This window comes from Sorangium sp. KYC3313 (assembly GCF_052075895.1).
Taxonomy (GTDB): domain Bacteria; phylum Myxococcota_A; class Polyangia; order Polyangiales; family Polyangiaceae; genus Sorangium; species Sorangium cellulosum_B.
In genome coordinates this window covers 2,246,762-2,269,603 of sequence record NZ_CP197255.1, presented here as the reverse complement: position 1 = coordinate 2,269,603, position 22,842 = coordinate 2,246,762, and the positions used below count along the sequence as shown (strand labels likewise).

At 71.2% G+C, this 22,842-nt stretch carries 16 protein-coding genes; 8 read left to right on the top strand and 8 right to left on the bottom strand.

Going from position 1 to position 22,842, the window contains the following annotated elements; genetic code table 11:
- The first annotated feature begins 404 nt into the window (after positions 1–404).
- Positions 405–1,538 carry a tetratricopeptide repeat protein gene (locus ACSRUE_RS08925; protein ID WP_044966990.1) on the top strand — a complete coding sequence of 378 codons (1,134 nt, stop codon included), beginning with the start codon at positions 405–407 and terminating at the stop codon, positions 1,536–1,538.
- 70 nt (positions 1,539–1,608) lie between these two features.
- Here ACSRUE_RS08925 and ACSRUE_RS08920 read toward each other — a convergent pair whose 3' ends face one another.
- The 4 genes from ACSRUE_RS08920 to ACSRUE_RS08905 form a co-directional block, all read right to left on the bottom strand.
- Entirely contained in the window at positions 1,609–2,451 is an 843-nt protein-coding gene (locus ACSRUE_RS08920) for an HAD family hydrolase (RefSeq protein WP_441290615.1), read from the bottom strand.
- Between the two features lie 85 nt (positions 2,452–2,536).
- Positions 2,537–2,794 (bottom strand): 50S ribosomal protein L27, encoded by a 258-nt coding sequence (gene rpmA, locus ACSRUE_RS08915; RefSeq protein ID WP_437763684.1) that lies wholly within the window; start codon positions 2,792–2,794, stop codon positions 2,537–2,539.
- Positions 2,795–2,808: 14 nt separating this feature from the next.
- Entirely contained in the window at positions 2,809–3,117 is a 309-nt protein-coding gene (gene rplU, locus ACSRUE_RS08910) for a 50S ribosomal protein L21 (RefSeq protein WP_012240531.1), read from the bottom strand.
- Between the two features lie 281 nt (positions 3,118–3,398).
- A complete protein-coding gene (locus ACSRUE_RS08905; RefSeq protein WP_441290614.1) occupies positions 3,399–6,014 on the bottom strand; it encodes an ATP-dependent Clp protease ATP-binding subunit in 2,616 nt (871 codons plus the stop codon).
- Between the two features lie 80 nt (positions 6,015–6,094).
- Here ACSRUE_RS08905 and grxC point away from each other — a divergent pair, with 80 nt between their 5' ends.
- From grxC to ACSRUE_RS08880, 5 genes are all read left to right on the top strand, one after another.
- Entirely contained in the window at positions 6,095–6,388 is a 294-nt protein-coding gene (gene grxC, locus ACSRUE_RS08900) for a glutaredoxin 3 (RefSeq protein WP_044966993.1), read from the top strand.
- Between the two features lie 190 nt (positions 6,389–6,578).
- Positions 6,579–8,234 (top strand): serine/threonine-protein kinase, encoded by a 1,656-nt coding sequence (locus tag ACSRUE_RS08895; protein WP_441290613.1) that lies wholly within the window; start codon positions 6,579–6,581, stop codon positions 8,232–8,234.
- Between the two features lie 7 nt (positions 8,235–8,241).
- Positions 8,242–9,474: a hypothetical protein gene (locus ACSRUE_RS08890; protein WP_441290612.1), complete on the top strand. Its 1,233-nt coding sequence runs from the start codon at positions 8,242–8,244 to the stop codon at positions 9,472–9,474.
- Positions 9,475–9,671: 197 nt separating this feature from the next.
- The gene (gene acs, locus ACSRUE_RS08885; protein WP_441290611.1) at positions 9,672–11,639 is read left to right on the top strand and encodes an acetate--CoA ligase; all 1,968 of its coding nucleotides are present in this window, start codon (positions 9,672–9,674) and stop codon (positions 11,637–11,639) included.
- 252 nt (positions 11,640–11,891) lie between these two features.
- Positions 11,892–13,469 carry a serine/threonine protein kinase gene (locus tag ACSRUE_RS08880; protein WP_441290610.1) on the top strand — a complete coding sequence of 526 codons (1,578 nt, stop codon included), beginning with the start codon at positions 11,892–11,894 and terminating at the stop codon, positions 13,467–13,469.
- A 69-nt stretch (positions 13,470–13,538) separates the two neighbouring features.
- On the opposite strand, the gene ACSRUE_RS08875 is transcribed toward ACSRUE_RS08880, so the two are convergent.
- The 4 genes from ACSRUE_RS08875 to rho all read right to left on the bottom strand — a co-directional run bounded on the left by ACSRUE_RS08875 (position 13,539) and on the right by rho (position 19,813).
- On the bottom strand, positions 13,539–15,215 hold the full coding sequence (locus ACSRUE_RS08875; protein WP_441290609.1) for an ATP-binding protein: 1,677 nt from the start codon (positions 15,213–15,215) through the stop codon (positions 13,539–13,541).
- Complete coding sequence (locus ACSRUE_RS08870) at positions 15,212–16,306, bottom strand: (Fe-S)-binding protein (RefSeq protein WP_441290608.1); 1,095 nt, start codon at positions 16,304–16,306, stop codon at positions 15,212–15,214. Before ACSRUE_RS08870 ends, ACSRUE_RS08875 begins: the two co-directional genes overlap by 4 nt.
- A gap of 49 nt (positions 16,307–16,355) precedes the next feature.
- Complete coding sequence (locus ACSRUE_RS08865) at positions 16,356–18,443, bottom strand: GAF domain-containing protein (RefSeq protein ID WP_441290607.1); 2,088 nt, start codon at positions 18,441–18,443, stop codon at positions 16,356–16,358.
- Positions 18,444–18,565: 122 nt separating this feature from the next.
- The gene (rho, locus tag ACSRUE_RS08860) at positions 18,566–19,813 is read right to left on the bottom strand and encodes a transcription termination factor Rho (RefSeq protein WP_012240541.1); all 1,248 of its coding nucleotides are present in this window, start codon (positions 19,811–19,813) and stop codon (positions 18,566–18,568) included.
- 419 nt (positions 19,814–20,232) lie between these two features.
- Here rho and yccX point away from each other — a divergent pair, with 419 nt between their 5' ends.
- Complete coding sequence (yccX, locus tag ACSRUE_RS08855) at positions 20,233–20,511, top strand: acylphosphatase (protein WP_012240542.1); 279 nt, start codon at positions 20,233–20,235, stop codon at positions 20,509–20,511.
- A gap of 5 nt (positions 20,512–20,516) precedes the next feature.
- Positions 20,517–22,706, top strand: a complete 2,190-nt coding sequence (locus ACSRUE_RS08850) for a hypothetical protein (RefSeq protein ID WP_441290606.1) — start codon at positions 20,517–20,519, stop codon at positions 22,704–22,706.
- The last annotated feature ends 136 nt before the right edge of the window (positions 22,707–22,842 follow it).

The window sequence follows — 22,842 nt, the reverse complement described above, 5'->3', positions numbered from 1 at the left end:
TCCGAGACGGCGATAGCGACAGCGAGCACGACAGGGATCACACGAGCGACCGCGAGGCGGCGACGGCGACGCGAACCGCAGCGGCGCAGCCGGCTTCGAGCGCGGGGACCGCGGCGAGGTTCACGGTCGCGACGCGCGGATTCACGGGTGGAAGCGGTGGAAGCGGCAGAAGCGGCGGAAGCGGCGGAAGCGGCGGAAGCGCGTCTGACCCGAACGCGATGGCCGCGATGAGGCCGCGCGCGCTCCGAGCTCCCCCGTTGCCCGGCTGGGCCCTCCCTGCTAGCGTTCGCGCCCCTTCTACACGAACTACTGCCCCCATCATTACAGCGCGCAGGGTACCGGGGCGAGGCTGGGTGATGCCTGCGCCTCGGCGCGCGTGGGGGAGAGATCTCGGAGCATCGACGATGACGACCAACGGACAGCAGCAGGCGGGTGGGCTCAACATCACCGGAGGGGCGGCGATCGTCGCGCCCGTGAGCGCGTTTCCGAACGGTGTGCCGGGGAACGCGCTCATCGTCATCCCGATGAACAAGCCGACGGACGAGCTGAAGGGCCTGCTCGAGCAGGGTCCCGCGGCGGTGACCCTCGAGCAGATGTGGCAGCTCCTCGGCTTCAACGGGCCGGCGGTGCAGGTGCAGGACGATCAGGGTCGCCCGATCGCGATCGGCCTGGAGGACCTGCTCGCGGGGCTCGAGAAGCACTGGACCGAGCAGCCTGACGACCTGAACCGCGGGCGCATCTACGCGCAGGAGCTCCTCAAGCACAACCGGCTGGCGCGCGCCGAGCAGGTGCTCTCGAAGGTGGTCGCGAAGGGCGGCACGGGCGACGACTGGCTCGCGCTCGGCATCGCGCAGCTCTCGCAGGACAAGCACGACAAGGCCGAGGGGACGCTGAAGGGCGCGCAGAACCTGCTCAAGGACAACCCCTACCCCTCGCTGCACCTCGCGAAGCTCTACCAGGCGAAGAAGGACGACGCGAAGGAGCGCGAGTTCATCGAGAAGGCGCTCTCGATCGACGTGGACTGTATCGACGCGTGGGCCTACCTCTTCCAGTACGAGAAGCAGCGCGGCGACGAGGCGAGCGCGGTCGCCGCGATCGAGAAGTTCTCGGCCGACAAGAAGACGGCCGCTCCGTACATCGCGATCCAGGGCTTCTACGCGGCCAACGAGGAGACGCGGGACAAGGCGGTCGAGTACGCCAAGAAGGCGGTCGCGCAGAACCCGGACAACCCGCTGGCGCTGCTTTGCCTGTCGGCGCTCTACGGGCAGAAGAACGACCTCGAGGCGGTGGTCCGCCTGCTCCAGCCGCACGAGGCGAAGATGAGCCGCGACGTGCGCCTGGCGAACAACTACTTCGAGGCGCTGTTCCAGTCGCGCCAGCTCGAGAAGGTGACCAAGCTGCTGAACGCCCTCGCGGGCTCTCCGAACAAGGAGGTCAAGCAGTTCGCCATCGAGCGGTCGCGCGCCGTCGCTCAGTACCTGCAGCAGCAGCAGCAGCAGCTCGCCGCGGCGGCCCAGCCGGCGCAGCGCAAGGCCTGACGCGCAGCAAGGCGTGGGGGAGCGCTGAGCGGCGCTCCCCCGCTGCCCGGTGCGCGCCGTCCGCCGGCGTTCAGTGACCGAAGGCGCGGCGGATGGCTTCGGCGATGCCGCCGCCCACCAGGCCGTCGGCCTTCAGGCGGTCCGTCGCCGCCTGCTTCACCTGCTCGGGCGCCTGCGCCATGGCGAACGATCGCCCCGCCACCTCGAACATCGGCACGTCGTTGAGCCAGTCGCCGACGACGACCACGTCCGACAGCGCGCAGCTGTGGTGCTCCGCGAGCCACGCGATCGCCGTCCCCTTCGTGGGCCCAGCGGCCCGGACCATCATCGCGAAGAGGCTCGTCTGGTCGTCCCGCATGAGGGGGAACGAGACGACGAAGGTCGCTTCGCCGAGCTCGGATCGGACCTCCTCGACGGCCGCCGTGACCTGGAGCTCGGTCCCGAGCGCCACCAGCGCGAGCAGGCCATGCTCGTGCTCCCAGTACGGGTGCGACGAGACGCGCTCGACCTCGGCGATGGCGGGCGACCAGCCCCGGACATAGTGGACGTGCGGCGCGCCCGTCGCGTCGTGGACGATGCTGTCCTGCGCGAAGAGGAACGACGCCGTCGCATGCCGCTCGGTGATCGAGCGCAGGAGGGACGCCTCGGCGCCGGAGATCGTACGCGAGTACAGGTGCGCGTCGCCCTCGGTGTGCACGATGTGGCTGCCGTCGACGCACGCGATGGGGCCGAGCACGCCGATCCGCCGCGCGACCTCGCGCGTCCCCGAGTACAGGCGCCCGGTCGCGATCGAGACCGGGACGCCGGCGTCCTGGAGCCGCTGGATGGCGCGGAGGTCCTCGTCGTGGATGGACCCATCACGACGGACGAGGGTCCCGTCGACGTCGAGGGCTAGGAGCTTGTAGGTCGTCACCGCGCTTGAGTAGCTCGGGAGCGCGTGGAGCGCAGCAGGCGGGACGGGATGGGGCGGATCAGGGCGCCCTCCCGGTGAGGAAGGCTCAGGAAGCCGGGTAGACCGACACCTGCTTCTTGGTGTTGGACTTCCACTCGTACGTGACGACACCGTCGACGAGGGCGAAGAGCGTGAAGTCGCGGCCGGTGCCGACGTTGTGGCCGGCGTGGATCGAGGAGCCGACCTGCCGGACCAGGATGTTGCCAGCGCGCACGGGCGCCCCGGCGTACACCTTCACCCCACGGCGCTGCGAGTTCGAGTCACGGCCGTTCCTGGAGGAGCCGCCGCCTTTTTTGTGAGCCATCTCTACTTCTCCTGCTAGGCGGTGATGCCGGTGATCTTGAGCTCGGTGTACGGCTGGCGATGGCCGTTCTTGCGGCGGTAGTTCTTCCGGCGCCTGAACTTGAAGACCACGATCTTCTTGCCGCGGTCCTGCCCGGTGATCTCGGCAGCGACAGAGGCGCCGCTCACGAGGGGCTTGCCAATCTTGGGAGAGTCACCGCCGACGAGGAGCACCTCGCTGAAGGTGACCTTGTCTCCGGCATTGCCGACAAGCTTCTCAACCCGGAGCTTCTGACCTTCGGCGACCCGATACTGCTTGCCGCCCGTCTTGATGACCGCGTACATGGTGCGTCTTCCTCAACCTGGGGACCGCGATCCCTCGCCATACGCCACGCAAATGGCCCTCGATCGGAGGACCCGGTGAGCGAGGGAGCGGCAGTATACGGACCTTCTCCGGCTTGGCAAGTGGTTCGCAGCGGCGTCGCCCAGGTTCTTCGCCTGGAGCGACGCCCGCGGCCTCCTCGGGCGGCAGGGCCCTGGAAAGCCCCGGGCAGAGCGCAGCCCGGGCCGCGCGCCCGGTCGCGGTGCATGTCGCGCTCGCCGCTCGCCCAGCGCCTGTTTCGCGCTCACGCCTTGGTGAAGACGAACTTCTCGTCGACCACGTCGACCTGCATCGTCTGGCCGGGCTGGTACCGGCCGGCGAGGATGGTCTCGGCGAGCGGGTTCTGGAGCTCGCGCAGGATCGCCCGCTTCAGCGGGCGAGCGCCGAGGCTCGGCTCGTAGCCGAGCTCGACGAGCCGGACCTTCGCGGCGTCCGTGAGGGCGAGGCGGATGTCCTTGTCCGTGAGCAGCTGCTCCAGCCGACGGAGCTGGATGTCGACGATGCCCCGGAGGTCCTCCTTGCTGAGCGCCTTGAAGACGACGATGTCGTCGACCCGGTTCAGGAACTCGGGGCGGAAGAAGCCGCGCAGCTCCTCGAGCAGGACGTCGCGGATCGCCTCGCGCCCGTCCTCCGTGGTCCAGAGCTTGGCGTCGGTCTCGAGCACGCGCTTCGACCCGATGTTCGAGGTCATGATGACGACCGTGTTCGAGAAGTCGGCGAGCCGCCCGCGTCCGTCGGTGAGCCGGCCGTCGTCGAGGATCTGGAGCAGCAGGTTGAACACGTCCGCGTGGGCCTTCTCGACCTCGTCGAACAGGAGCACGCTGTACGGCCGGCGCCTGGCGGCCTCGGTGAGGAAGCCGCCCTGCTCGCTGTCCGCGTAGCCCGGGGGCGCGCCGATCAGGCGCTGGGCCATGTGGCGCTCCATGAACTCGCTCATGTCCATGCGCGTCAGCGCCTGCTCGTCGTCGAACAGGAACTCGGCGAGCGCCTTCGCGAGCTCCGTCTTGCCGACGCCGCTCGGCCCGAGGAACAGGAACGAGCCGATCGGCTTGCCGGGATCGCGCAGGCCGACGCGCCCGCGGCGCACCGCCTTCGCGATCGCGCGCACCGCCTCGTCCTGACCCACCACCCGCTGCGCGAGCCGCGCCTCCATCTTGAGGAGCTTCTCGGCCTCGCCCTCGAGCATCTTGGCCACCGGGATGCCGGTCCAGTCGTTGAGCGTCGCCGCCACGTCCGACTCGGCGACGACGTTCGAGGTCGGCGCGACCCCCTCCCGCTGCGCGGCCTCCTCCGCGGCCTGGAGCCGCCGCCTGATCTCCGGGAGCGTGACGTGCTCGAGCTCGCCGATCTTGGCGAACGCCTTGTCGCGCTGGGCGGCCTTCAAGGCCTCCGTCGCGGCGACGAGCTCCCGGCGGATGGACTGGCACGCCGCGATGACGCCGCGGCGCGACGCGTTGCGGCTGCGCATCGACGACGCCTTCGGCTCGATCTCCGCGAGCTCCGCCTCCAGGCGCGTGCGGGTCTGCACGCTGAGCTTGTCGTCGTCGTCCGCGAGCGCGGCGATCTGGGCGCGGAGCGCGTCGACACGCCGGGTCAGCGTGTCGAGCTCGGCCGGCACGCCATCGACCTCCACCCGCTTGCGGGCAGACGTCTCGTCGAGCAGGTCCACCGCCGTGTCGGGGAGCGCGCGGTCCGAGATGTACCGCTTGGCCAGCGCGACCGCCGAGGTGATGGCGCTCTCCCCCACCCGGACGCGGTGGTGGGCCTCGTACTTCGTGGCGATCCCGCGCAGGATCTCCGTCGCCTGATCGATGCTCGGCGCCTCCAGCGTGATCGTCGAGAACCGCCGGATGATCCCGGGATCGCGCTCGTTGATCTTGCGCACGCCCTCGGGCGTCGTCGTGGCGATGATCCGGATCTCCCCGCGCGACAGGAGCGGCTTCAGGAGCTCGCCCACGCCGGCGCCCTGCACCCCCTGGCCGAAGAGCGCGTCGAGATCCTCGACGACGAGGATGCTCTCCGCGTCCTGCTCGCCGCGCAGCCGATCGACAAGGACCTTGAGGCGCTGCTCGATCTCCCCGCGGAGCTTCGCCCCGGCGACGAGCGCGCCGGTGTCGAGCTCGTAGAGGTGGGCGCCCGCGAGGTTCGTGGGCACGTCGCCGTGCGCGATCCGGTCGGCCAGGCCCCGGATGAGCGCGGTCTTGCCCACGCCGGGCTCGCCGACGATGAGGGGGTGGTTCTTGAACCGCCGCTCGAGGATCTGCAGCAAGCGGCGCGCCTCGACGTCACGGCCGATGACCGGGTCGAACCGCCCTTCGCGCGCGTCGGCGACGAGGTCCCGCGTGTAGGGCGCGGGCTGACCCGGCTCGGCCGCGTTGGCCGGCGCGGGCGAGGGCTCCCGCGAGGCCGCCTCCAGCGCCCCGAGGTGCGGCCGGAACGCGCCCGGACCGACGCCGAACGAAGAGAGGATCTCCCCGGCAGGCCCGCGGATCTCCTGGGCGAGCGCGTGCAACAGGTGCTCGATGCCCACGTTCTGCGACTTGTCCCGGGTCGCCTCCCGCTCGGCGCGCCCGAGCAGATCGAGCAGGCGAGGGCTCACGTACGCAACACCGCTGCTGCCCGCCCTGGACAGCTTCTTCAGGGCGTTCTCGGCGAGCTGGAGCACCTCGTTCGGGTCGGCGCCCGCCCGCCGAAAGACCTCGGACACGCCCCGGTCGCGCTCCAGCAACCTCATGAGCAGGTGCAGCGGCGTGACCTCGGCGTGCTGGCGCTCGTCCGCGATCTGCTGTGCGCCGGCGACGACCTGCTTCGCGTCGCCGGTATAGCGATCGAGGTGAATCGTCCCCTCTTTCTCGGCCATGCGCGCAGCCTACCGCAAGGTGGAGCCCTGTGCGCTTGCATCTTTGGCCTGACCGGGAAAGGAAAGAGGACGAGATGCCCATGCAAGCAGCCGAAGTCACCATCTACGTCACCGACTACTGTCCTTACTGCGCCATGGCGAAGCGCCTGCTGACGCAGAAGCAGGCGCGCTTCACGGAGATCAACGTGGAGAACCGCGACGACCTCCGCGCCTGGCTGGTCAAGGCCTCCGGGCAGCGGACGGTCCCTCAGATCTTCATCAATGGAGCCAGCATCGGCGGATTCAGCGACCTCTCGGCCCTCGACAAGGAGGGGGGGCTCGATCCGCGCCTCGGTGAGGCGCCGAGCGCGGACGCACCTCCCATGCCGCGCTGAGGCGGAGGAGGGTGGCTGAGGTACGACGGAGAATCCTCGTCGGACGCACCCCTGGGGCCCTGCCGGCGAAGGTGCACCCCGGCGTGAGGAGGTGATAAGCTGCCGCGCGGGGACGGGGCGCAGCTTTCTTTGATGCGGTTCGTCCAAAGGGCTTCACGGGCTTCGTCCGCTTCCCCCACGTCGAACCGCCATGCCTAGCAGCACCGACACCACCGCCGCAGCGACCCAGCCGGTCGAGGGGGCGCTCGTCGGAAAGCGGGTTCAGAAGTACGAAATCGTACGGACGATCGGGCGCGGCGGGATGGGCACGGTCTACGAGGCGGTGAATACCGCCATCGGGAAGCGCGTCGCGATGAAGTTCGTCGACGGCGATCTCGCGCAAAACAAGGATGCGGTGGCACGGTTCCACCGCGAGGCGCAGGCGGCCAGCGCCGTCGAGAGCGCGCACATCGTCGAGATCTTCGACGCCGGCTTCGCCGACGACACCCCCTTCCTCGTCATGGAGCTGCTCCGGGGCGAGGACCTGGGCCACCGCATCCGGCGCTGCGGCAGGCTCGACCTCGGCGAGGCGCTCCACGTGACCGCGCAGCTCCTCCGCGGCCTCCACCGCGCCCACGAGGCGGGCATCGTCCACCGCGACCTCAAGCCGGACAACGTCTTCCTGGTCGACCGCGACGACGACCCGAACTTCGCCAAGATCCTGGACTTCGGCATCTCGAAGATGCGCCGCGCCGACGGCGCTCCGGCCCACACGTTGACCCGGCAGGGCACGGTGCTCGGAACGCCGTTCTACATGTCGCCGGAGCAGGCGCAGGCGATGCCCGACGTGGACGGCAGGACCGATCTCTGGGCCGCCGGCGCGATCCTCTACGAGTGCCTCACGGGGCACCCGCCGCACAGCGGCGGCTCGTACGAGCAGGTGATCGTCAACATCTGCATGAAGGACGCCCTCGACGTGCGGATGAGCAACCCGGCCGTCCCCGAGCCGATCGCGCGCGTGATCGCCAAAGCGCTCACGCGGGACAGGGACGCGAGGTTCTCGTCCGCGCGAGATTTCCTGGACGCCCTGGTCGCCGGCGCCGGCGGGCTCCTCGCGTCGCGGCGCAGCTCGAGCGACGAGCTCGGAGCGCACACGACGAGCGCTCCTGGCGCCCTCGGGCAGACGCCGGCGAAGCAGGCGCCGGGGGATCCGAGCATCGGGCTGGATCCGACGCTCGAGGTGCACGGGAGCGGCTCGAAGGTGGGCTGGTCGAGCAGCGGGCCCACGGGCGCGCGCGGCCCGCGGCGGCTCGCGTTCGCCGCGGTGGCGCTGGTCGCGCTGATGGGCGGGCTCGCCGGCGCGGTCCTCCACGCGCGCCGCTCGCCGGAGGCGGGCACGGTGGCCGCCGCGCCGGCGCTGCCCACCCAGGTCTCCGTCGAGCTCCGGACGAACGCCGAAGGCGCCCTCTTCACCGTCGACGGCGTGGCGCTGGCCGATCGCACGCTGCGCGGCCGCACGGGCGAGACGAAGCGCGTGCGGATCGAGGCCTCCGGCTACACGCCTGTGGACAAAGAGGTGACGCTCCAGGACGCCAACTCTCCGATCGATGTCCTGCTCCACCCGCTGCCGGCGGCCGTGACACCGTCGCCGCCTCCGGCCGAGGCCGCAACCGCGGCGCCCGTCGCGCCCGCCCCGGCGCCCAAGGCCGAGCCGAGCCCGAAGAAGGCGACGGCGCTCCCGTTCGCGGCGCGCCCGAGGGGCCCGGGCGCCGGGGCGAAGGCCGCCGGTCCGGCGCAGGCCACCCCGGCGGTTGCCACGTCGAAGCCGGCGGGGGTCGCGGCGGGTTTGCAGCTCAAGGTCGACTGAGGCGGGTTTGGGCAGCTCACACGGACGACTCACGCTGGCGCTCTGCGCGGCGACGCTCGGCCTGGCCGTGCAGCTCTCGCCGGCGCTCGCGCAGGTCGAGCCGTACCGGCAGCACATGGAGAACGGCATCAAGCTGTTCCAGGACAGGAACTACCGGGCCGCGGTCGTCGAGTTCGAGGCGGCCTACAAGGAGAAGCCGAAGGCCAGCCCGCTGTTCAACATCGCGCTCGCCGAGAAGGCCCTCTTCAACTACCCGAGGGCCATCGCGGCGCTCGAGCGCGCGCTCGCGCAGCACCGCGACACGATGGATGAGGGCGACGAGAAGACGGCGCGCAGCGCCATCGAGGAGATGCGCGCGCTCCTCGCCCGTCTCACGATCGAGCTCAGCCCACAGACCGCCACGCTGATCATCGACGGCGAGGAGCAGCCCCCCTCGTCCTCGGGGACGCGGGTCGTGGAGCTCGGGCCGGGGGTGCACCGCATCGGCGCGCGCGCCGAGGGGCACGCGAGCGCTGACGAGAGCGTCACCGTGGTGAGCGGCGAGCGCGACAAGAAGGTGAAGCTCGCGCTGGTCCCGGACAGAGCCCCCGCGACCCCGGCGGCCCAGCCGTTCACGCCGCCCCTGCCCCCTCCGCCGAAGCCGGTGCCCCTGTCGCTCCCGCCGCAGGGCTACTATGTGATCGGCGCCGCGTCGTTGCTCTGGCCGCTCGGCCACCCGCGCGCCTTCCCGGCGCCGGAGGCGAACAGCGGCGGGGCTGGCTCGATCCGGGTGGGATACCGCGTGAACACCCCCGCGGCGTTCGACGTGATGCTCCAGTACGCGAACATCGCGACCGGCTCGGACGACCCCGCTTACCCGAACGCCAGTTACACGCTCGGCTCGACGCGCCTCGGGCTGAACGTCCGCCTGATGACCCCCGGGCAGACCTGGCGGTTCGTGGGCTCGATCGGGGGCGGTCTCACCTACGACTCCGTGAAGTTCGACAGCATCAAGACGCAGGACGGAGACATCTGCAATGGCCTGTGCCAGAAGGCCGCCGGGGTGAACGCGTTCGTGTTCTCCGAGGTGGGCGTCGAGCTGGACCTCGGGGGCGTGCTCCTCGGGTTCTCGCTCGACAGCTACTTCCAGTCGTCGCGCGGCATCAGCTACAAGAACCCCGACCACGACGACGTCACGCTCTACTCGGCCGTGCTGCTACAGCTGGGAGGCAGCTTGCACGCCGGCTATGCGTTCTGGTGATCGGCCTCCGCCGATCCCGGCCGCTCGTTCCATCCTTGTTCTGACGCTTGACGGATGTATCCTCGCACGCCCTCGCGGCGAGTCGTCGAGGGTTCGCCGCGCTCTCCAGCGGAGAGCATGAGCCCGGGGATCGGCTCACGCCGTCCACTTCAACGTCAGCCGGGGATCGGCTGCCGCCGTCCCCTCAAGGGGTGACCATGTCGCAGGATGCCATCACGTCGTTGCTCAAGGAGACGCGCCGGTTCGAGCCGCCGGCCGAGTTCGCGCGTCGCGCGCGCGTCGGCGCGCAGGCGACCTACGAGGCGCTCTACCGCGAGAGCATCGAGCAGCCGGACGCGTTCTGGCGCCGGGAGACGAGCGACCTCGTGTTCCGCACGCCGTGGACCACGACCAGCGACTGGTCCTTGCCGCACGCCAAGTGGTTCCTCGGCGCCACCCTCAACGTCACGGAGAGCTGCCTCGATCGACACCTGACGACGGCCACCAAGAACAAGGCCGCCATCATCTGGGAAGGTGAGCACGGCGCCACGCGCACGTTGACCTACGCCCAGCTCCACCGCGAGACGCTGCTGCTCGCCGACGCGCTCAAGCGGCTGGGCATCGAGAAGGGGGACCGGGTCGCGATCTACATGGGCATGGTCCCCGAGGTGGCCGTGGCGATGCTCGCCTGCGCGCGCCTCGGCGCGGTGCACACCGTCGTGTTCGGCGGCTTCGCCGCGGACGCGCTCCGCGACCGCATCCACGACAGCCAGGCCAAGCTCGTCATCACGCAGGACGGCGCGTACCGGCGCGGGCAGGTCGTGCCGCTGAAGGCGACCGTCGACAAGGCGCTCGCGCAGCCGGAGGCGAAGAGCGCGACGCGCGTCGTCGTGTACCAGCACATCGGCAAGGAGCGCTGCGAGGTGCAGATGACGGAGGGCCGCGACGTCTTCTGGCACGACCTGCTCGCCGGGGCCGCCCCGGCCTGCGAGCCGACGGTCGTCGACGCCGAGCACCCGCTCTTCATCCTCTACACGAGCGGCTCGACCGGGAAGCCCAAGGGGGTGCTCCACACGACCGCCGGCTACCTGGTCGGCGCGCACGTCACGACGAAGTACGTCTTCGATCTGCGCGACGACGACGTCTACTGGTGCACCGCCGACGTCGGCTGGGTGACGGGCCACAGCTACATCGTGTACGGCCCGCTCTCGAACGGCGCGACGTGCCTCATGTACGAAGGCGCCCCGAACTTCCCCGACTGGGGCCGCTTCTGGCGGCTGATCGAGAAGCACGGGGTCACCATCCTCTACACCGCCCCCACGGCCATCCGCGCCTTCATGCGGCAGGGCGACGAGTGGCCCGCGAAGAGCGATCTGTCGAGCCTCAGGCTCCTCGGCTCGGTCGGCGAGCCGATCAACCCCGAGGCGTGGATCTGGTACCACCGGACCATCGGCGGCGGCCGCTGCCCGATCGTGGACACCTGGTGGCAGACGGAGACGGGCTCGATCATGATGACCACGCTGCCCGGCGCGTCGTTCTCGAAGCCGGGGTCGACCGGGCTGCCGATGTTCGGCGTCCTGCCCGAGGTCGTGACGAAGGACGGCAAGCCCGTCGCGGCGGGCGAGGGCGGGCTGCTCGTCCTGAAGCAGGCGTGGCCGTCGATGCTGCGCACGGTGTGGGGCGACGACGAGCGCTTCCGCAAGACATACTTCAGCGACGTCGAGGGCTGCTACTTCACCGGCGACGGCGCGCGCCGCGACGAGGACGGCTACTTCTGGGTCGTCGGCCGCATCGACGACGTGCTGAACGTGGCCGGCCACCGCATCGGGACGGCCGAGATCGAGAGCGCGCTCGTGTCTCACCCCTCCGTCGCAGAGGCGGCCGCGGTCGGTCGCCCGGACGACCTCAAGGGACAGGCGCTCGTGGTGTTCGTCTCGCTCCGGCCGGGGGTGAAGGCCGGGCCGGAGCTCCAGGCAAAGCTCGCCGAGCACGTCGCCAAGGAGATCGGCAAATTCGCGCGCCCCGACGCCATCCGCTTCGCGGACGCCCTGCCGAAGACCCGCAGCGGCAAGATCATGCGCCGGCTCCTGAAGGATGTCGCCGCTGGTCGAGAGCTGACCGGCGATACCTCGACGCTCGAGGACCTGAGCGTCATGGCGAAGCTCCGCCAGCAAGAAGAGGAGTGAGCCCCGCGGCGGCGCAGGGGCGCGGCCGTGCCCCTGCGACCGACGCGAGGACGCCGCGCGTGACGGCGCAGCGCCTGCTCCTCGGCGAAGGGGAGGAGAACCCACGGAAGAGCTCGATCCTGCGGCTCTTTCGCCGCGCTCGGCCCTGGGAAGAGCGACGGCGGCCCACGACCGGCATCCCGCGGCTTACGGTCGGATCACCGCGTTCGCGCCGGAGAATTTGATCCGCCGCATCCGCGCGGAGGATACTCTGTGGCGAGGGCGCGCTTGGAGCTCGAAGCTGGAACCGTCGTTGCGAACCGGTATCGCATCATCCGCCAGCTCGGCCGCGGCGGCATGGGCGAGGTGTTCGCCGCGGAGAACATCCGCACCGGTCGCCAGGTGGCGGTCAAGCTCCTGCGCGCCGAATCGAAGGCCAAGTCGTCCGCGGCCGAGCGGTTCCGGCGCGAGGCGCGCGCCGCCGGATCCATCAACAGCGATCACGTCACCGAGATCCTCGACGTCGAGGAGGACCCCGAGCACGGCATCGTCCTCGTGTTCGAGCTGCTCGAGGGCGAGTCGCTGATCGATCGGCTGAAGCGGACGGGACCGATCGATTTCGAGGAGCTTCACCCGATCATCGAGCAGGTCTGGATGGGGCTCGCCGACGCGCACCGCGCCGGGATCATCCACCGCGATCTGAAGCCGTCGAACGTGTACATCGAGGCGCGCCCCGACGGGTCGAGGCGGGTCAAGATCCTCGACTTCGGCATCTCCAAGCTGCCGAAGGAGATGGGAGCGGAGACCCTGACCGAGATGGGCCAGAGCCTGGGCACGTTCTCGTTCATGCCGCCCGAGCAGATCGGCAAGGCGAAGACGGTCGACCACCGCGCGGACATCTACGCCTGCGCCACGATGATCTACCAGTCGATGAGCGGCCAGCTGCCTTACCAGGCGCGCAACCTGCTCATCATGGTCGAGATGAAGCAGAAGACCGACGCGCGGACGCTGGCCGAGGCGATGGACGGGCCCGTCGACCCGCGGCTCGAGGCGTTCCTCGCGAAGGGGCTGGCGCGGGAGCCCGCGGACCGCTTCCAGAGCGCGCTCGAGGGGCTCACCGCCTGGCGGGAGCTGCGGCCGGCGAGGAGCTCCAGCCATCCGGTCAGCGGCTCACCCATCTCCACGCTGCCGGCAAGCAGCGCCTCCGGCCATGCGCGCAGCTCGCCCATCCCGCCGGCGCACCCGAGCTACAAGCCCCCGTCCTCCGGCGCGGTCAAGCTCCCGGTGCCGCCGCTCGACCCCATCTTGATCCGCACGGCGACCGACCCGGGGGCGCAACCGCGGGTCGAGACCGTGGTGCGCCCGCACGGCGAGCCTGAGCGGCCGGCCCGCCCTGTCGGGGAGCCGCCGCTCACGCAGAACGAGGGCCAGCTCCCGCCGTACATGCCCGGCGGGCGCGCGCCGGGCGGGCAGGCGGCGGTGACGCCCGTCCAATGGACCGGCCCGAACGGCACCATGGTGCTCAACAACGCGGCCCGAGAGCTCGTGCCCCCGCTCGTGTCCCACCCCGTGACGCCGCGGACGCTCCCGGATTTCTCCGAGGACAGCTCGGGCGGGTCGACGACCGGCCAGGGTCCGACGCTCGTCTACAAACCCGTGCGGCCAAGCATGGACTCGGCGAGCCTGGGGCCCATCGCCGGTGCGCCAGAGCCGATCGAGCAGCGGCCTCCGGCGCCGCCGCCGGCGCGGACGCTTCGAACCATCGTCTATGTGCTCGCGGCGATCCTGTTCGCCGTCGTGGGCTTCCTCCTCATGGGGTATGCCCTCGAGTACCTGGACGTGCCGAAATAGGCCGCGCGCAGCGGCTCCGCGTCGGACGTGCCGCTCTCCAGCGCGCGAGCGCGCCGCGGCCGGCGCGGCTCACAGGGCCGCGTCCGCGGCGCGGCCCTGGGCCGGCGAGCGCCCGGCGGGCAGCGCGATCCGGAACCGCGTTCCCCCCGCCTCGCGCGGCTCGCACGAGATCGTGCCGCCGTGCGCCTCGATGATGTCCCGCGTGACCGCGAGCCCGAGCCCCGTACCGCGCTGCTTCGTCGTGAAGAAGGGGTCGAAGATCGACGCCCGCAGCTCCTCCGGCACGCCGGGGCCCGTGTCGTCGACCGCGATGGTCGCGGCGCCGCTCGAGAAGCTGACGCTCACGACGATCTCGCCGCCCTTCGGCATCGCCTCGCGCGCGTTGCGGAGCAAATTCAGGAGCGCCTGACGGATCTGCGACTCGTCGAGGAGGATCTCGGGCCCCGCCTCCTCCACCTCGACGCGAACCGCGACGCCGGCGCGGTCGAGCTCGGGCCTCACGAACGCCACCAGCTCCTGCACCAGGTCGTCCACCCGCTCCGGCTCGAGGCGCGGGCGGGGGCGGCGGGCGACGCTGAGGTACTGCTCCGCGATGCGAGACAGGCGGTCCACCTCGGCCCGGATGGCGGTGACGAGCTGCGCCGACTCCTTCATCACCGGCCTGAGCGCCGCGTCAGGGGTGTCCGCGGCGGAGGCGCGCGCCACCTCCTCCTCGAGCAGCTCCAGGTTCAGCCCGATCGACGACAGCGGGTTCCTGATCTCGTGCGTGACGTGCGCGGCCATCTTCCCGATCGCCGCCAGCCGCTCGGCGTTCACGAGCTCGGCGCGCGCGCGGCGGATCGCGGCGACCATGTCCTCGAACGTCGTCGCGAGCTCGCCGATCTCGTCGTTCGTCGCGAGCGCCTGCTTCGGGGTGAGGTCGCCGCGCGCGACGGCGTTGGCCCGCTCGGTGACCGCGGTCAGCGGGGCGAGCACGCGCCGCGCGTACAGCGACATCATCACGCCGACGAGGAGCGTCAGCACGCCCAGCCCGAGGAGCAGGTGCATCGAGCGCTGCTCGCGCAGCTCCGCCTCGTCGGTGAGGCTCTCCATCTGCTCCTCGACGCGGCTCCTGATCGCCCGCAGCCGCTGGGCGCCCTCGACCTCTCGCTTGACCAGCTCGTCGCGCGTGCGCTCGGCGAGGTCGCGATCGCCGACGGCGAGCGCCTGGAAGAGCTGGGCGAACCGCTCCGGGCTGGCGCCGACGAGCCGCTCGATCGCCGCCACCTCGTCCGCGACCTCGTCGCTGAACCGGCGGACGCCGGACGACGCGGCCGCCTGCCCGACGCGGGCGTCCCCGCCGGTCGCCTTCTCATCGGCGCCGGCGAGCGCCCGGGCGGCGTCCTTGACGATCGAGAACGCGAGCGGACGGGTCCGCCTCGCGGTCTCAATCCACTCGCGCACGTCCCCCGGGTTCTTCGCGGCGGTGATGTGGTTGAGCTGGGCGTTGAAGACGTTCTGCTCGGCCAGGACCTCGCCGATGCGGAGCAGCAGCGGGACGTACCCGGCGCGCAGCAGCTGGGCGTCGCGCGAGGCTGCCCGCAGCGCCTGGACGCTCCAGCCGACGGTCAGCGCGAAGGCGGCGAGCACCACGAGGTAGCTCGCGAGCAGCCTCCCCGCGACCGTGCGCCGCTTCTGGGGCGCGCGCTCCTCCGGCCCCGCGGCGCCGCCGCGCGCCTCGTCCGCGGCCGGCGGCGGCGCGCTCATCGCGGCGCGACGGCCCAGGCGACGAGGCTCGCGAGGTCCTCCGCCGGCTCGCCCTGCGTCCTGAACCGCCGGAGGCTCTGCGCGCAGTGCGTCACGAGCAGCCCGCCGCCGAGCGCGCGGTGCTCCGCGATCCTGGCGTCGGCGATGGCGGCGGACGACGCGGGACGCGTGGCGGGCAGGAGGCCACCGCCGCCGCTGCAATCGGCGTGCTCGCGGCGGTGGATGAACTCCTCCGGCGGGCGCCCCGTGATGCGGGCGAGGATCTCCCGGGGCGCGTCGTAGCGATCGAGGCCGCGCCCGAGCTGGCAGGGATCGTGGTAGCGCACCCGCCGCTCCGACGCCGATCGCTGCAGCCTGTCGAGCGACGAGCGCGCGAGATCGACGAACAGCTCCGGGGCCTTCACGCTCACCCCCACGCGCGGGTACTCGACGCGCACGGCGCGCGCGCACCCGGGATCGACGGCGACGAAGCGCCCCCCGGTCGCGACCTCCGCGGCGAGCCGCCGCGCGGCGGCCTCGAAGCCCGGGCGATCGCCGGCGTACAGGAGCGGCAACCCGCAGCAGGCGCGCACCGGGCGGGTCGGGGCGTCCGCCAGCGCTTCGGTCGCGTCGAGCGCGTCGCGGGCGACGTCCGGCGCGTGACGTTCGTAGCCGCAGCCGAGCAGCACGTGGACCGCGTCGGGCGCGGCCGCGGCCGATCGAGAGCGCGCGTCGAGCTCACCGGCGCGGCCCGCCTCGCGCGCCGCGAAGCGCTCCGCCACGCGCCTGGCCCCCTCCGGCGCGAGATCGCGCGCGAAGAGCTCCGCGCGCGCGTCCGTCAGCACGGTGGCCACCTCGTTCTTGTGATCGCAGCGCTCGCGGCACCCGAAGCACGCGGAGCACGCCCAGGCGGGCTCCGCGTGGCCTGCGTCGAGCGGCACGTCACCGCGCGCGGCGAAGTACGCCATCGACATCTTCCCCCAGGGCGTCACCGTCTCGTTCGCCTCGACGTTCGACACGGGGCAGGCGGCGCGGGAGAGCTTGGGGCAGTAGACGCACTTCTCGAGCGACGTCCGGTGCGGCTCGAGGAGCTTCAGGCGGAGCTGGGACACCGTTCGAGTCTCTCCATCCGGTGCGCCTCGCGCAAGCGGCGGGAGCGCGTCAGGCGCCCGAGCCGTTGCTGGACGAGCGTCGACCCCGCTCGTTCACGGGGGTGACGGAGGGAGCTGAGCCCGCCGGCCTGCGGCGGGGGATGCCCTCGTGGACGACCGGCGCGACGCTCGCGCCCGCCTTGGTCGCCGGGCTGCCGTCCGTCGACACCAGCTGGGGCTGCCCCCCTGCGGTCCCGGGAGACCGCGACGGCGCGCTCTCCTGGGGCAGGCGGATGGTGAACCTCGCGCCCTTGTCGGACGACGCGACCGTGATCGTCCCGGCGTGCTCGTCGACGATCTTCTTCACGATCGCGAGCCCGAGGCCGGTGCCGCCGCGCTTGCCGGAGGTGACGAACGACTGGAAGAGGCGGCCCTGGATCTCCTTGGGGATCCCCTTCCCGGTGTCCGCGACGCAGATCGCGAGGTCGCCCCCGTCGCGGTAGGCGCGGATCGTCACCGTGCCCCCGCCTGGCCGCATCGCCTCGACCGCGTTGCGGACCAGGTTGTGCAGGAGCCGCGTCATCTTCGCCTCGTCGAACCGCGCGGTCCCTCGGTCCTCGAGCTCCAGGGAGAGCGAGACGCCGGTCCCGGCGAGCTCGTGCTCCAGCTGCTTCTCGATGTCGCCGAAGAACTTGATCAAGTACACCTTGCGCACGAGGATGCTCCGCTCGCCGCGCGCGAACTCCAGCACCTCGCGCTGCATCGCGCTGATGACGTCGAACTGCTTGAGGATCAGCCGCGCGTGGTCCTCCCTCGTCGCCGCGTCGGGAGCGCCGGCCATGAGCTGGACGTAACCGCTGATCACCGTGAGCGGCGTGCGCATGTCGTGCATCACGCCCGAGAGCAGGCGCCCGATCGTGGTGAGCCGCTCGCTCTGCTCCCGCTCGAGGCGCGACCGGAACAGGCGCAGCGCGGTCGACGCGTTCGCCGACACGAGCCGCAGCAGCGCGCGATCGTCCTTCGAGAAGCCGTGGGGGTTCCTGGAGTTGTAGAGGGCCATGGAGCCGATCGGCACCGCGTCCTCGCCCTCGAGCGGCACGGCGATCGCCGTCCTGAGCTCCGCGCCGACGAGCTGGGCGAGCCGCGGCGACACGAGCGTGTCGTCCGGATCCCGGCCCCCGCCCTCGCGCGAGAAGCACACCGCCTCGTTGTTCACCATGGCGCGCCCGACCACCCCTTCGCCGCGGCGCATCGCGATGCGCTTCACCGCCGGCCTCGGCGGGGCCCCGCTCACGACGCCCTCCGGCTCCTCTTCGAGGGCGGGCGCGCGGGGCGGCGCGCTGCCCCCGTCGAACGCCGTGAGATCGAAGAAGTAGAGGAACAGCCCGCCCTCGATCTCGTCGACGAGCATCCCCCCCGCCCGCGCCTCGCACGCCCTGCCGGCCTCCGTGATGACCGCGCGCGCGAGGTCCTCCATCGTGGTCGCGCGGCCCATCGCGCTCTCGAGATCGAAGAGCAGCTTGAGGTCGCTCACGCGGTGCTCGAGCTGCTCCTTGGTCTCCACGAGCTGCGTGTTCTTCTGGATCACCGAGAGGAACAGCCGCGAGTTGTCGATCGAGACGGCCGCCTGCGTCGCCAGCGCGCTCAGGAGCTCCTCGTCGTGGACCGAGAACTCCCCTTCCCCGTGCTTGTTCAGGACCTGGATGACCCCGATGGTCCGGCCGACGTGGTTCTTCATCGGCGCGGCGAGGATCGAGCGGGTGCGGTACCCCGTGACCTCGTCCCAGTCGCGCTGGAACCGGCGATCCCGGTAGGCGTCCTTGACGCGGACGGTGCGCCCCATCTTGGCGACATGGCCCGCGATCCCCGCGCCGACGGGCAGCTCGATCGCGCGCGCCTCCTCGCCGATGACGATGCGCGACAAAAGCCGCTGCCGCTGCTCGTCGAGCAGGTAGAGGGTGGCTCGGTCCGCGTCGAGCAGCTCGGTGATCTTGTTCAGGATCAGCGCGAGGAGCTGGTCGAGATCCAGGGTGCTGCCGAGGGCCAGCCCGACATCCCGGAGCGCCCGCACCGTCTTGTCGGCGTGGGCGAGGCGCGCCTCGAGCTCCTGGTTGCGAGCCTGCAGCGCCTTCGTGCGTTGTTCCGCCTTCGCGGTCACCAGAAGACGCTAACACGACTTCGCCCGGAGGAGCGCGCGCGCGCGGGCCCCTGCGCGGGCCGTTCGCGCGATAGGTAGAGAGCGCTCCCGACGACCGCCGGGAACGCCCCTAGGACGCGCCGCTACTGGTTCATGCTCTCGAGGAATTCCTGATTGGTCTCGGTGCGGCTCACCTTGTCCAGGAGGAATTCCATCGAGTCGATGACGTTGAGGGGGTGCAGCAGCTGGCGGAGCAGCCACACGCGCTGGAGGATCCACTCCGGCAGCAGCAGCTCTTCTTTGCGGGTCGCGCTCTTGTTGATGTCGAGGCAGGGGAAGATCCGCTTCTCCATCAGCTTGCGATCCAGGTGGATCTCGCTGTTACCCGTGCCCTTGAACTCCTCGAAGATGACCTCGTCCATGCGCGAGCCCGTGTCGACGAGCGCGGTGGCGACGATCGTCAGCGAGCCGCCCTCCTCGACGTTGCGCGCGGCGCCGAAGAACCGCTTCGGCTTGTGCAGCGCGTTCGAGTCGACGCCGCCGGAGAGGATCTTGCCGCTCGGCGGGACGACCGTGTTGTACGCGCGCGCCAGGCGGGTGATCGAGTCCAGCAAGATCACGACGTCGTGCTTGTGCTCGACGAGGCGCTTCGCCTTCTCGATCACCATCTCGGCGACCTGCACGTGCCGCGTCGGGGGCTCGTCGAAGGTCGAGCTGATCACCTCGCCCTTCACGGTGCGCTGCATGTCGGTCACCTCCTCCGGGCGCTCGTCGATGAGCAGCACGATCAGCGTCGTGTCCGGGTGGTTCGCGGAGATCGCGTTGGCGATCTGCTGGAGCAGCACCGTCTTGCCCGCGCGGGGCGGCGAGACGATGAGGCAGCGCTGCCCCTTCCCGATGGGGCAGAGCATGTCGATGATGCGGGTCGAGAAGCTCTTCGTCCCGTTCTCGATGTTGAACTTCTGCTGCGGGTAGAGGGGCGTGAGGTTGTCGAACAGGATCTTGTCGCGGGCGACCTCGGGGGGCTCGCCGTTGATCTTGTCGACCTTGAGCAGCGCGAAGTACGCCTCGCGCTCCTTGGGCGGCCGGATGGAGCCGCTCACGCTGTCGCCGGTGCGGAGGTTGAAGCGCCGGATCTGGGACGGCGAGACGTAGATGTCGTCCGGACCCGGCAGGTAGTTGTAGTCCGGCGCCCGGAGGAAGCCGAAGCCGTCGGGCAGGCATTCGAGCACGCCCTCGCCGTAGACCGGCTGGTCCTGCGCCGCGTGGGCCTGCAGGAGAGCGAAGATGACCTCCTGCTTGCGCAGCCCGGCAGCGCCCTCGATGTTGAGCCCCTTCGCCATCTGGACGAGCTCGGCCATCGGTTTCTGCTTCAGTTCCCTGAGGTGCATGAGTCGGAAAGCTCCAGGATGCGACGGCGCGTGCCCTGTCAAGGGCGTGGAGGCCGTCGGTCGTTGGTTTTTTGTTGGGGGGGACTAGCGGGTCGGACCCGAGGCGGGGCCGAGCATGTCGTCGATGTCGGCGGGTCGCCAGAGGGAAGAGGGCTCGCCTCGCAACCGGCGCCCCTCACGTTCATGTCGCTCGATCGGCGGGCTGTGCTTGCCGATCGGGCGGCGACTCTATCAAGCGCGTCTGCTCTGTCAATGCGCGGCGGGGGGCACGGACGATGCGCGCGCGTCGTGGGGCGCGGCACGGATACAGGTCGCCCGCGCCGTCCGTACGAAGAACGACGCGGGCGAACTGCCGGTGGCTCCCAGGTGTTACCTGAAGTTGCCTCCCCCGGAACGCGCGGCTAAGTCAAGCTGGTTCCATGGGGCTCAAACAGGTTCAGCTGTTCGTCCGCGGTCGCGTCCAGGGCGTCTTCTTTCGTGCCTCCACGCAGCGCGAGGCCAAGCGGCTCGGCCTCACCGGCTGGGTGAAAAACCGCTCCGACGGCAGCGTCGAGGTCCTCGCCGAGGGGGAGGAGGACGAGCTGAAGGAGCTCATCGCCTGGGCGAACCGCGGCCCGAGCGCCGCGCGGGTCGAGCGCGTCGACGTCCGGTGGCGGGGCTTCTCCGGCGATTTCTTCGACTTTCGCATCACGGATTGAGGCGCTTGGCACGGCACACGACGGATCCGAGGGGCGCAGGCGCGCGATGGGCGCGGCGACGCACGCCGGCGTGCGCGTGGCTCGTCCTGATTGGCCTGCTCGCAGCGGCGCCGCTCGCGACGCCTCCGGCGCGCGCCGCCGGCGAGCGCGACGCCGGCACTTCCGCGCCGGCCTCCTCCGCGCTCCCTGAGCTCCCGCGCCTCGCCCCGATCGCCCGCCCGGAGCCAGACATCGCCGCGGTCCGCGAGCTCGACCGGATACTCGACCAGATCACGTCGGAGGACGCGCGCTCGCGGGAGGACGCCCGCGCGGCCCTCGATGAGCCGATCCCTGGCATCGTCGACGCGGTGCGGCTGCGCGTTCAGGACATCCGCGGCTCGCTCGATCGGAGCGCGGCGCCTCGCGTGCTCGCGGACGCGCGCAGAGAAGGCCGCAAGGCCATGAAGGGGGAGGGCGAGCGCGACGGCAACCGGAAGAAGACCGCAGACGCGAAGGCCGACAAGGGCGCGAAGAAGGGCGCTGGCGACGCAAAGAAGGGCGCTGGCGACGCAAAGAAGGGCGCCGGTGACGCGAAGGACGCGAAGAAGGACGCGAAGGCCGACCAGGGCGCAAAGAAGGACGCCGGCGACGCGAAGAGCGCGAAGAAGGACATCAAGGCCGACCCGAGCGCCAAGAAGGGCGCTGACGACGAGAAGGACGAGGGGGACTGGCTGGATTTCATGCTGGCCGTGGCGCGGCCGCGGGACAGCGCGTGGCGCGACGTCGTCAAGCTGCTCGCGATGGAGCGGATGCTCGTCGCTGCAGGCACGACGCCTGCGGTCCGCGAGCTCATCGCGCTGCACGCCTATTTCGGCGAGCTGCTCCGCATCGATCTCCAGCGACAGGTGGCCAAGCTGCGCGACAAGGCGGTCCCCGCGCTGATCGAGGCGCGCCAGCACGACGCCAAGATCGTCCAGCGGTGGGCCAACAAGCAGCTCGACCTGCTCGGCCGGGCGATCCCCGGCGAGGCGATCGCGTCGAATGACACGCAGATCCTGGCCGACGTCCTCCGCGCCTACGGCCGCGTCCGGGACGTGGACGCCATGCGCGTGATCCTGAGCTTCTGCAACAGCGACCGCGCGCGGCTGCGCGACGCCGCGCGGGAGGCGATCTCCGCGATCGGCGAGCCCGGCATCTGGCAACTCCGCGACGCCTACCTGGACCTCACCGGCGCGAAGCCGCCGCGCGAGTGGTCGTGGGACCGTGTCGCGCGCGAGCTCTTCGGGACGTACGATCGCGCGCGCCTCGCGGAGGTGTACAAGCTGATGGACGAGGGCGTCGCCGCGGCGAGCGCGGGCAAGCCCGCCGAGGCGACCGACGCGTTCGACAAGGTGCTCGCCCGCGCGCCGCTCTTCGAGCGCCGCAAGGAGATGGTCGACGCCTACGTGGAGCGGGCGAAATCGCTGCCTGCCGACCGGCGCGACGACGCGCTCGCCATGCTGCGCAAGGCGCTGCGCCTCGACGCGCCAGGCGAGCGCGCGAAGAAGATCGAAGCGGAGATCGCCTACCTCGAGGGCGAGCTCCTCATCGAGCGCGGCACGCCGGACAAGTTCGTGCTGGAGCGCGCGATCGAGCTCGACCCTTCCCACGCCGGCGCCAGGGCTGCGCTCACCTCCCTCGGGGACAAGGTCGCGGAGCGGAAGAGCCAGACGAACCGCCACATCGCCGCGGGAGCCGTAGGTCTGGCCGCGGTGCTCTCGATGTTCTTCATCGCCCGGCGGCGGAGCGCTCCATCGCCCGCTCGAGCGCAAGCCGGCACCGTTCCTGCGCCCCCGCCGGCGTCTCCTGCCTCGGCGCCGCCCCCTTCGCAGCCGAGCGCATCGCCAGCCTCGGCGCCGCCCCCTTCGCAGCCGAGCGCATCGCCAGCTTCGGCGCCGCCCCCTTCGCAGCCGAGCGCATCGCCAGCCTCGGCGCCGCCCCCTTCGCAGCCGAGCGCATCGCCAGCTTCGGCGCCACCCCCTTCGCGGCCGAGCGCATCGCCAGCCTCGGCGCCGCCCCGAGGGCAGGACAGCGCCGCTCTTCCGCAGCCCCAGACGCCTCCCGAGCCGGCCCCGACCGCCATTTCGAAGGCGGACCCCGACCTGCCAGCACAGCCTATCGAGGAGGCGGAATCGCGGAGCGACGACGCCCCTGAAGCCGGCGCGCACGACCGCTGAGCCGTCGCGAGCACCAGGCCCACGCAGCGGTCGGTCCCCGAGCAGCGCCGGCCGGGCTCACAACGCAGAAACGCCGGGCGAGCTGAGCGCTCTCCCGGCGTGCTGTCTGCGACTGCGCCGGCGCCGCGCTGCGCCG